This window comes from Bradyrhizobium algeriense (assembly GCF_003062295.1).
Lineage (GTDB): Bacteria > Pseudomonadota > Alphaproteobacteria > Rhizobiales > Xanthobacteraceae > Bradyrhizobium > Bradyrhizobium algeriense.
Window position 1 is genome coordinate 1 of sequence record NZ_PYCN01000123.1, and the last position, 1,872, is coordinate 1,872.

Below are 1,872 nucleotides of genomic sequence, written 5' to 3' on the forward strand. Positions count from 1 at the left end.
GGTCAAGGCTGCGCTGCCAGGCGCTGCGGTCGAGCGCCCCACGCAGCCGCCACGCCAGCGGAATGTGGTAGGTCGTGCTGCTCTCGTCCAGCTGCGCCAAAAACCACAGCCGCTGCTGCGCAAACGATGGTACTAGGACGCTTTTGCGTCCGACCTTTGGTAGCAACGTAGTTTCTCGGCTGCCAGTCCGGCTTCTCTCTTTGGCAAGTGAAAAAAGCTCAGTTAGGCTTTCTGCGTCCAGTTCTTCCAATCCGGATCTAATCAAATCTGTCATTTCTAGACTCCAGAAAGAGCAGCTTCTCTAGAGTCCAGAGAGAGCAACTTCAGAAGCTCTTGGCGATCAAACTCTTGTTCGATCAAAGTGATCGAAGTTGCGCGAGCCAGATCCGCCAGCACCGGTTTGGCAAACAGCGTCGACAGCGGCAGTTCCACGCCAACAGCCCGCGACAGCCGGCTCAAGAGCTGCACCGCCAGGAGCGAGTGGCCGCCCAGTTCGAAGAAGTGGTCGTGGCGGCCGACCCGCTCGACACCCAGAAGCTCCGCCCAGAGCTCGGCCAGCGCCGTCTCGATCTCGCCTTGCGGCCGCTCATAGGCGCGATGCGCATAGGCATCATCTTCCGGCGCCGGCAGCGCCTGGCGGTCGAGCTTGCCGTTCACTGTCAGCGGCAGCCCCGCCAGCCGCACGAACGCCGACGGCACCATGTAGTCCGGCAGGCACGCACCTAAGTGCGTGCGCAAGGCGCTGGCAAGGTCAGCGCCATCCAGCTCATCCGATTGAGCTTCGGGCGCACACACCACATAGCCGACGATGTGCTTGTCGCCGGACCGGTCCTGGCGCGCCACCACAACCGCATCGCGCACCCAGGCGTGCTCGCAAAGCCGCGCGGCGATCTCGCCCGGCTCGATGCGGAAGCCGCGGATCTTCACCTGGTCGTCATTGCGGCCCAGAAACTCCAGATTGCCGTCCGGCAGATAGCGCGCCAGGTCGCCGGTCCTGTACAGCCGATCGCCGTCCACAAAGGGACTGGCGATGAACCGCTCCGCCGTCAGATCGGCACGGTTCAGATAGCCACGCGCAACCCCCGCCCCGCCGATGTAAAGCTCACCCACCGCCCCCAACGGCACAGGCGCGCCATGATCGTCCAGCAGATACACACGCGTGTTGGCAATCGGACGCCCGATCGTCTCAACGACAGCCTCTCTCCTGGGCATGCAAATCCAGGTCGAATACGTCGTCGTTTCCGAAGGAGCGTACAGGTTACAGATCTTCTCTACGCCACTGCCCTCGAAGACCCTCTCGATCAGACCTGCCGTCAGCGGCTCACCGGCCAAATTGATGACGCTTGTCGAAGCCGGCACGGCTTGTTGGTCGACCAGAGCGGCGATCGCCGAGGGGACGGTGTTGATCAAGGAAACATCCAAGGACGTCTGCGCCAGCGCCAGTGCATCCTCGACAAGATACAGAGTGCCTCCTTGCGACAGCGGTACGAAGCACTCATAGACGGACAGATCAAAACTGATCGAGGTAGAAAACAGTGTGCGGCTAATCTCTGACTCCGCAAATACGCCGCTGCTCCAATGCAGCAGGTTCACGGCGCTTTGATGCTCGACCATGACGCCCTTTGGGGTTCCGGTTGAGCCGGAGGTGTAGATCACATAGGCGAGATGGCGCGAGGTGAGGCCGAGGGCGCGCGGCTCGGGATCGCAGGCGGGCAGCTCGGCCCAGGCCGGGGTCACGGGGTCCAGATCGACCACGCTCACATCGGCGAGCGCCTCGGTGCCGAGCGCGGCGCGGCCTGCCGCATCGCAAAGCAGCAGCTGCGGCGCGGCATCGCCCAGCACCTGGCGCAGCCGCTGAGACGGATAGGCCGG

Annotated in this window: 2 protein-coding genes; both read right to left on the minus strand. The window is 63.1% G+C overall.

What is annotated here, in order from left to right; all coding sequences use genetic code 11:
• Positions 1-274: hypothetical protein (locus C7G61_RS42580; RefSeq protein ID WP_145963825.1), on the minus strand; the 274-nt coding region annotated here is incomplete at its 3' end.
• A gap of 2 nt (positions 275-276) precedes the next feature.
• On the minus strand, positions 277-1,872 hold a 1,596-nt coding region (locus tag C7G61_RS42585), incomplete at its 5' end, for a non-ribosomal peptide synthetase (protein WP_145963826.1).